Here is a 6,873-nt window from a genome sequence, read left to right as displayed (position 1 = left end):
TTAAAAAATGAAGCTATCATAGGTTATAGCTCTATTGGGGCAATGCTTCAAATTCCGGAGAAACTTGAACCTGAAAAGTTTATGGATCCAGTTAAATTTAATCAATCTTCAGCACTGGCAACATATACAGATGCTTTGCGAATTCAGAATCCACTTAGACGATATGAGCAATTTTTCAAAGTAGTTGAGCATTACTTTGACACACACACTAAGCAATTTGATCAAAAAGTATCAGCGTATGCTTCTCAATTTAATAGTATTTTTGATGAAGATAAAATAAAACAGTTGCGAGAGGATAGAAACCGCTGTACGCACCCACAAGCAAAGCTAGGACCGTACAACTCTGAAAATATAATTTCACTAAGAACCATTACATCTCAATTAAAAGATATCAAGTTGTTAGCTGAAATTTTTTTAGAGAACCCAGTTATCTGAAATTGTAAAAATAAAGCAAATGCAGGACGTCTCCCCGTGCATTTGCTTTTATTTTTATTTGTGGTATGGGTGGTTATTAATTATCCGAAACGCTCTATAAACCTGTTCAAAAAGAATAGATGTTGTTAAACCAAAGTCCATCTCCATCTGACTTAAAGTCATGGTTTCATTGTATGTTGGTTGATTTGCCCCAATGACAAGGGAAACGTCAGACAGCCCTGAAGATGCCCATTGATCTATTGTTGTTGCTAGTTCCTCAGAAGAAATGGTCTTTCCGACGGTGGAGATAATAATGACAAAGGAATTCGGAGATATTTTTTTCTGAAGATGTTCTTCTTTCTTTAAGTGGACCAACTTAATGTTGCAGTAGCGGCTCAACCGCTTTTCATATTCTTTAATGGCTTCGAGATAGAACTTTTCTAACCTATCACCAATAGCATACACTTTAATTTTCATAGGAAGTACCTCAATATTCAAGATGGATGCAGAAAAGGAGAGCCAGCATATAGTTAATGACTGGGCCTCAATGAATAGTGGTCTGATTAAATCGGGTCATCATTTATAAAAGTATAACATGCTGCTAAGTCCGTTGAAAAACCGCAACATTAATGCATATCAATATGCGGTATTTCTGCTTGTCGAGGCGGCACTTTTTACTCTGAAGATACAACGGATTCATCTGAGTTTACCCTATCAATAGATACGGTGAACCGTATCACAAATGACGCAAACTTATTAGTAAGAAATGGGTTGACCCTCGAAGACTTCATTACCCTTTATTTCCTGCGTCCCGAATTCGCCCGTTGTCAACGGACTGCGTTTTGACTAAATGGGATGTGATACCCATTCCGATGAAGTTGCCGATGCGGTATTTCATGAACGATTTGTCTACCAACTCGTCGAGCCGTGACGCGTCGATGTTGGAGTCAGCGCGCAAGCGAGCTCCAGAAGCGGCGAAGCGCCTGGATCGCTGCGCCAGCTCGCCGTCGCTTTTTCCCGTCGAGTCGGCCCCGAACATGGCAAAAACACCGAAGAAAGAGAGTCACCCCTCATTGACATATCGAGATTTTTCGATATAATACATGCCATGGACCCAATTCTAATATTTAAGGCTCTGTCGAATGAAACACGCTTGCATATATTCGATTGGTTAAAAGAGCCTGAGATGTCCAACCCCACAACCATCTTTTCCAGCGTTGGTTGAAATCGCCAACGTGGCGGTTTTCCTGGCTTCCGATGAATTCAGCGCCATGACACACACGAGCATCCCCGCGGATGGCGGATTGATGACCAAGTAATGGACAATGTTATCCGCACACCAAAAGCATCGGTTCCTCAGCGGATCGGTGCTTTTGTTTCGGGAAACTTTACAACCCTATTGGGAATAAGTATAATAACCTTCATGTAATAGAAGCAACGGACGGAGTGACATATTTGTGTTACTTTCATTGATCTGATATGTAAGACGTTATCTATCTGTCATTAAATTTTTCTCGTTTATTAAAAGAAAGTAATACTTCATAGAACTTATAGGAGGATGTATATGGTTAAGCAAAACCAGGCTCAGCTTGCATATGATAGCATTCTCCGGGATATTAAAGAGAACAAGTTGATGCAAGGTCAGCCCATTATAGAAGAGGAATATGCACGGAAGCTGGATATGAGCAGAACCCCGGTCCGAGAAGCAATTCGGTTGCTCTCAGTCGAAGGTTTTGTTAAAGTCTATCCCCGCAAAGGGGCCTATGTTAGTGTTTTGTCTGCAGAGGATATTAATGATTGTTACGAAATGATGGAAGCTATCGAGGGAATGATTGCTTATTTGGCAGCGCAGAATCCCTGCTCGGAACATCTCGGAAATTTGGAGCGATTGGTCGAAAAAATGGATGAACAAAAGCGGCTGACGGACTTTCACAAGTGGAAGGAATGTGATATCGAGTTTCATAAGACGCTTTATAAAATGTGTGATAACAAGCTTTTGATCTATCATGGAGAAAAATTGTTTCACAAGACGTACCGGATACAGACGCAGTTTATGAGCGGTGTGAATTTGGATAAAGCAACGCTGGAGCATCAGCATATTTTGCAAGCCCTTAAAAATAAAGATAAAGAAAAGGCCCGTCACTATATGCAACAAAACTGGAGCAGGGCAAAATCCGAGCTCTTGCTTTATGCGCATCAGGATCATTTGCAATAGGGTAGATTCAATATGTTAAAAACAAGGGCGTATGGAAAGCCGTCATTTGGAACGATCATCTCGACATGATCGCCCCAAATGACGGCTTTTTCTTAGTAGAGAATCAAAATTATGTTATTACAATGTTATATAATCTTACAATATAAAATAATATTTTATTTTGTGTAATATTATTTGACATTAAAAGGCCGATATACTATATTGTATACATTAACAAAAACAGATTGTATACATAATTTAGTTGCGGAGGAGATCCAATGAATATTGATTTAAGCAAGCTGCCTATTATTGACGATCACTGCCACCCCTTTATGCTGACCCGTGAGGTCAGAGAGTTTGATAACTGCTTCACACTCTCTCTTATTCCCCCTCGGAGCAGGGATAACAGAAATACGCTGCTATTCAAATTAGTCCGGCGTGAGCTGATTCCATTTTTGCAGGTTAATCCGGGCATAACAGACGATGAACTCATAAATGTGAGAAATGAATTATACCGATCCAATCCCAAAGCTTACGTAGACAAGCTGTTTCAGGATGCGGGCATCGAATCTCTCCTGGTCGATTATGGCTTTCCGGTTATGGGCTCACGGTTATCACAGGATGAACTGGACTGGTTTCATCATATGTCGTCTTCTGTCACAACCAGACGCATCCACCGAGTCGAAGCCACTTATCATAAGCTGTTCGAGGAAAGGGTTGGTTTCGACGAGCTAGTGGAGACATATATCCGCGAGTTAAGAGACGAGGTGGAAAATCAGGGAACGATAGCGTTTAAGACAGTCATTGCCTACCATACCGGCCTCCATCTTAAAAAAATCTCAAAGGAACAGGCGGCCAAGAGCTACAGTTCATTTCTGGCGGATGCAGGAAACCGGCAGGCGGAAAAAGAGGTACGGGATTATTTGGTCCTGCTGTCCTTTGAACTGTGCCTGGAATATGATATTCCCATTCAAATGCATTCCGGAGCGGGCGATGCCCCTTTGCTTGATGTCAAGCAGTCCAGTCCTTTACTTATGCATGACATTGTCAGTGACCCCTATTATCAAGGGGTAAAAATTATATTTATTCATACCGCCTACCCCTTCGTGGAAGAAGCGGGATATCTGGTCAATCAATATCACAATATTTATCTGGATTTATCCTCTATGGTACCTTTCAGCAGTATAGGCATCTATGCCAAGTTGCGTCAGATATTTGAAATGGCTCCTTTTACGAAGGTAATGTATGGCTCGGATGGATTTAACATTCCAGAGATCAGTTGGCTTGGCGGCAAACTCATTAGACAGGAATTAGGGAAGGTACTTGGCGATTTCGTAGAGGAAGGCATCATAGATGAGGAATATGCTTACAAGGCGGCGGCGATGATTTTATCCGAGAATGCGCGAGATCTTTATAAGAAGAATTGGGACAGAAGCACTAATGGCAGATAATCAATTATTCATGAGAAGAGGGGGAACTCCCGATGGGAAACCGATGTAATCTTAAACTAGTAGCAGGTGTCATGGCTGTTCTTATGCTGGTTGTATCCGGATGTGGGTCCGGCAGTGGAAGTAAGGATGCCTCCTCCCCGGGCGATTCGCCCCAAGGCGTGTCCAAGGAAAAGGGGAAGCTGGTCGTGACTTCCTTTGGCGGTCCTATTGAAGAGGAACAACGAAAATATATTAAGAAATTTGAACAGGAATATAACGTTAAAGTGGATGTCGTCACATTATATTCTGCGGATGCGTTGGCCCGAATCCGTGCGGAAAAAAATAACCAGACCATTGACGTTGTATTGTTCTCGGGAGGACAGGAGCAAATAGCTGCCAAAGAGGATCTGATCATGAAGATTGACACAGCCCAGGTGAGCCACTTGAATGATTTGTATCCTGCAGCGCTGAATACAGATGGATATGCGCCAACTTTCGGATATGAGGCTCTTGGCATCATTTATAATGATCAGAAGATAAAGACGGCTCCTACTTCCTGGAAGGATTTGTGGAGCTCTGAATATAAGGGACGGGTAGGTCTGGTCGATATCTCCAATACTTACGGCAACCAGTTTCTGGTGGCTGCTGCCAAAATGAATGGCGGCGGTGAAGACAATATTCAGCCGGGTCTGGATGTGGTCAAGGAACTGTTGCCCAACACGGCCGCGATCGTCAAATCAAGTCCAGAGGTAGGCAGCTTATTCGTTCAGGAGGAAGCTTGGATTGCCCCTTTCGATTCAGGATATGCTTATACCTTTGGCAAGCAGGGGGTACCTATCAAGTTCGCGACGCCCAAAGAAGGTGCTGTAGGGATTTATATCACGGCTCAGGTTGTAAAGGGTAGTCAAAACCCTGAGCTTGCACAAAAATACATTAATTTTCTCTTGCGACCGGATATACAAGTGCTTACCGCTGAGGGAGGCGGTTACTCCCCTACAAACAAAAAAGCGAATCTGCCCGACAAGCTCAAAGCGGTCATTCCAAGTACAGAAGATCATTTCAACAAATTAATTAAGCTGAATTTAGGGCTGATTAATAACAACAAATCGGATTGGATGGAGAGATGGAGCAAGGTCATTGCGAAATAAACGAAATGATTCTATAGCGAGGGGAGGCCTGGAACCATGCGCAAACGTATCCCTCCTCATTGGATATTACTAGCTCCGGGACTATTCATCTTTCTTCTTGTTTTTGTCCTGCCCATAGGCCGTTTGTTTGTAATTAGTTTCTATCGCACGACAACTTCCGGTGCAATGGAGCCTGCTGTTGTCTGGGATCAATATGTCCGATTTTTCACCGACCCTTTTTATTTGCAAATGCTGTTGCGTTCGGTGCTGATCGGATTGCTGGTCAGTGGGATTTGTCTGATCCTGGGATATTGCCTCGCTTATGGAGTGTCCCGCGCAAATCCCCGGCATCGTTTTATGCTGTTAGTGCTCATTGCCCTTCCATTATTGACCAGTGCTGTCATACGCAATTTTGGGTGGATTATTATATTGGGACGCAAAGGGATTCTGAACGAAATGCTGCTGAAGCTCGGAGTTATTCAAGAGCCTCTTTCCCTGCTCTATACGCCAGCGGGAGTCGTGATAGCGCTTGTTCATGTGATGCTTCCCTATATGGTACTGGTGTTGTACTCCGTTCTGGACGGGATGGACCGTAATCTGGAGAATGCAGCGGCTAATCTGGGTGCTTCCAAGGTAAAAGTTTTCTGGTTTGTCACTTTGCCCATGTCACTGTCAGGCATCGTAGCCGGCACCTTGCTTGTCTTCTCCATCGCCTTGAGCTTCTTCGTTACGCCGTCTCTGATCGGAGGGGCCAAGGTAAAGATGATGGCTACGGAGATATATAATCAAACCATTAATTTGCTCAATTGGCCGTATGCCTCTGCCATGGGTGTCATTTTGTTGGTAACTATGCTTGCCGTAACCAGTCTTTATAAACGGTTGCTTAACCGTAACCGATCGGGAGGAGCGAATCTGATATGATCGGAAAATTCCCTCTTCTGCGCATCATCAACGTTCTGATTTATGTTTTCATTTTGTGCCCGCTGCTGGTGATCCTTATCTCGTCCTTCAACCCGGGGGAATACCTCGTATTCCCTCCCCAGGGCTTCTCCCTGGTCTGGTATGAGAAGGTATTGACCGGCGGACGGTACGGGACGCCTTTTTGGAACAGCTTGTGGTTGGCCTTGGCCACCACTGCCATAGCTTTACCAGTCGGGACGATGATTGCTTATACGCTGCAACGGTTTGAGTTTCGAGGGAAATCAGCGATTCAAGCCTTGTTCCTTTCGCCGCTGGTCATTCCAACCTTATTGTTTGGTATCGGCCTGCTGATCTATTTCAGTTATTTGGGAATCAAAATGTATTTTCTCAGGCTGCTGCTTGCACATATTGTACTGATCATCCCTTATGTGATTCGGACGATGCTGGCTGGCTTCTCGCGTATGGAGCGGGCGGTAGAGGAGGCGGCGATTATTTTGGGAGCTTCTCCTGTCAAAACTTTTTTTCTGGTCACCTTGCCGCTAGCCAAGCCCGCTTTGCTGGCAAGTGCTTTTTTGAGCCTTGTTCTCTCCTTTGACGAGTTGGTCATTGCTTTGTTTTTAACCGGCCCGGGCATCACTTTGCTTCCCATGACGATTTACTCGGATATCCAATTCAACCTTTCACCCTCATTAGCGGCAATTTCATCTATTATAATTATTTGTACGCTGCTGATAGGATTATTGGGAGTTAGCGTGATGGGGCGGAACGAAAGATTGTAGAAGAGGTG

Annotated in this window: 8 protein-coding genes and 1 pseudogene; 7 read left to right on the top strand and 2 right to left on the bottom strand. The window is 43.8% G+C overall.

Features of this window, described 5'->3' with window-relative positions:
- A partial coding sequence (locus FKP33_RS27105; protein ID WP_181410115.1) for a hypothetical protein occupies positions 1–435 on the top strand: 435 nt, incomplete at its 5' end.
- A gap of 54 nt (positions 436–489) precedes the next feature.
- Here FKP33_RS27105 and FKP33_RS10590 read toward each other — a convergent pair.
- On the bottom strand, positions 490–891 hold the full coding sequence (locus FKP33_RS10590) for a 23S rRNA (pseudouridine(1915)-N(3))-methyltransferase RlmH (protein WP_141334946.1): 402 nt from the start codon (positions 889–891) through the stop codon (positions 490–492).
- 313 nt (positions 892–1,204) lie between these two features.
- Positions 1,205–1,453 (bottom strand): hypothetical protein, encoded by a 249-nt coding sequence (locus FKP33_RS10585; RefSeq protein WP_141334944.1) that lies wholly within the window; start codon positions 1,451–1,453, stop codon positions 1,205–1,207.
- 69 nt (positions 1,454–1,522) lie between these two features.
- On the opposite strand from FKP33_RS10585, the pseudogene FKP33_RS27670 reads away from it, so the two are divergent.
- From FKP33_RS27670 to FKP33_RS10555, 6 genes and pseudogenes are all read left to right on the top strand, one after another.
- Positions 1,523–1,612, top strand: a pseudogene (locus tag FKP33_RS27670) (transcriptional regulator); the annotation flags it as partial.
- A 366-nt stretch (positions 1,613–1,978) separates the two neighbouring features.
- Positions 1,979–2,629 carry a GntR family transcriptional regulator gene (locus FKP33_RS10575; RefSeq protein ID WP_181410114.1) on the top strand — a complete coding sequence of 217 codons (651 nt, stop codon included), beginning with the start codon at positions 1,979–1,981 and terminating at the stop codon, positions 2,627–2,629.
- A gap of 257 nt (positions 2,630–2,886) precedes the next feature.
- Positions 2,887–4,059, top strand: a complete 1,173-nt coding sequence (locus FKP33_RS10570) for an amidohydrolase family protein (RefSeq protein ID WP_141334941.1) — start codon at positions 2,887–2,889, stop codon at positions 4,057–4,059.
- Between the two features lie 32 nt (positions 4,060–4,091).
- On the top strand, positions 4,092–5,186 hold the full coding sequence (locus FKP33_RS10565) for an ABC transporter substrate-binding protein (protein ID WP_141334939.1): 1,095 nt from the start codon (positions 4,092–4,094) through the stop codon (positions 5,184–5,186).
- 36 nt (positions 5,187–5,222) lie between these two features.
- Positions 5,223–6,086, top strand: a complete 864-nt coding sequence (locus FKP33_RS10560; RefSeq protein WP_141334937.1) for an ABC transporter permease — start codon at positions 5,223–5,225, stop codon at positions 6,084–6,086.
- Entirely contained in the window at positions 6,083–6,865 is a 783-nt protein-coding gene (locus FKP33_RS10555; RefSeq protein WP_141334936.1) for an ABC transporter permease, read from the top strand. The genes FKP33_RS10560 and FKP33_RS10555 overlap by 4 nt, the downstream gene beginning before the upstream one ends.
- Positions 6,866–6,873: the final 8 nt, after the last annotated feature.

This window comes from Paenibacillus sp. tmac-D7 (genome assembly GCF_006519665.1).
GTDB classification, from domain to species: Bacteria; Bacillota; Bacilli; order Paenibacillales; family NBRC-103111; genus Paenibacillus_G; species Paenibacillus_G validus.
This window is presented reverse-complemented; position numbering and strand designations above follow the sequence as displayed.